The sequence below is a fragment of the Pseudoalteromonas sp. BSi20652 genome (assembly GCF_000239855.1).
Taxonomy (GTDB): Bacteria; Pseudomonadota; Gammaproteobacteria; order Enterobacterales; family Alteromonadaceae; genus Pseudoalteromonas.
This window is the reverse complement of record NZ_BADT01000257.1, coordinates 1-1,391: the sequence shown is the minus strand read 5'-3', so window position 1 is coordinate 1,391 and position 1,391 is coordinate 1. Positions and strand designations below refer to the sequence as shown.

General features: G+C 39.4%; 2 protein-coding genes and 2 pseudogenes. All 4 read left to right on the top strand.

Annotated elements, in window-relative coordinates:
• Positions 1-214 (top strand): annotated as a pseudogene (locus P20652_RS21235) (hypothetical protein); the annotation flags it as partial.
• A 29-nt stretch (positions 215-243) separates the two neighbouring features.
• Positions 244-396, top strand: a complete 153-nt coding sequence (locus tag P20652_RS20535; RefSeq protein ID WP_008173064.1) for a hypothetical protein — start codon at positions 244-246, stop codon at positions 394-396.
• Positions 393-692 carry a hypothetical protein gene (locus P20652_RS00175; RefSeq protein ID WP_008173062.1) on the top strand — a complete coding sequence of 100 codons (300 nt, stop codon included), beginning with the start codon at positions 393-395 and terminating at the stop codon, positions 690-692. The genes P20652_RS20535 and P20652_RS00175 overlap by 4 nt, the downstream gene beginning before the upstream one ends.
• Positions 692-1,391: pseudogene (locus P20652_RS19370) on the top strand (hypothetical protein); the annotation flags it as partial. The gene P20652_RS00175 and the pseudogene P20652_RS19370, both read left to right, overlap by 1 nt.

Genomic DNA, 1,391 nt, shown 5'->3' with positions numbered 1-1,391 from the left:
GCATGATTTTAATGGCGGCGTGTTGGAGAAGGTCGATTTAGGTATTAATAACCATTCTACTATGCAGGGTTTAGAAGTATCCCCTTTCGGCGATTATATTTATTTTAAATCAGGGAGTACACATTACTTTATTAATTTATCAGACCCCAGTAAACGTATTACATCACGAAGTATAAGCTCGTATATTTTCTCGGATAAAAAAATAAAGCAATAACATTTTGGTTAATAGAATCAAGGGAACTTATGGGTAATGGTCAATATTATCAAGATGAATTATTGGTTGAGTTTGATTTAAATACTCAGCAAACACGAGAAATGCGACTTAAAGAAAGTAATATATGGGGTATGGGAACTATATATATTTATGGCGTGTTTAATATCAAGGATGAACAATGACAGAGCAATTTTATACTGGGCAATGTAGTTTTCCTAAAGCGTATTTACTCACGGGTTATGTTAATAAAGGGGAGCCAATCAGTAAGCTCACCCCGCTGTTTAACCGTGTGGTGGTGGCTGATAGCAATGAAGCCACACCAATACTATTAAGCAGTGATGAAGGTGCGGTGCTTGAGGCTGTTGATGGCAAACAGCTGACGACACGGGCACCGTTTCATGCTCATAAAACTATCCTACTTAAGCTCAGCACTGCTGCTTCTACGACCAATCTACACCGTACAATCAAGGACTATTGATGTCATTAATCCCACAAAACAAAACCCGATTTAAACCGCTTTTACACAACATAACAAATATAAAAGCGTTTAGTAAAAGCGTGCGTAGCAGCGCAATGATATTGCTAAGTATTACTATATTGCTATTAACTGGCTGTGGTGATGAGCCTAACCCACCTGCTAAACAAGTTGTTGAAGAACAGCCCAGCCGATTTAGTAAAGACAAATTGGCGTATCGTCATACATATCACCCTGAGTGGCCTAAAGAGGTGCGCAATGAGGTGTATGGCGATAAAGAAACGTTTTCAACCCCGCGTATTTTATTTAAAGCCGACATAGAGTGGACGGGGCAAACTACATTATTTTCTGCGCGTATGGACCTCTCTGATAGGCGCCGTATTATTCCCGAAACTGCATTTAATGATAAATGGATGGTTGGGCTACATAAACCTGAGCGCTCCCCAGATAACCGCTATATTGCCTTGTCTATGGATACAACAGAGCATGGTTTTACCCGTGAGCTGTGGGATACAAAAACCCAACAGTTTATTTTTATGGGTAAAGGCCATGGTTATGCTCATTTTAACTGGACCAAAGACAGTGAGAATGTAATATTTTACGCCAGTGGTAAACATTATAACTACCACGTACCCACTAAAACACTTACTGAGCGGCCAATTATTTACTCTAATGGCTTGTATTTATTGCCAGATGGAAAAA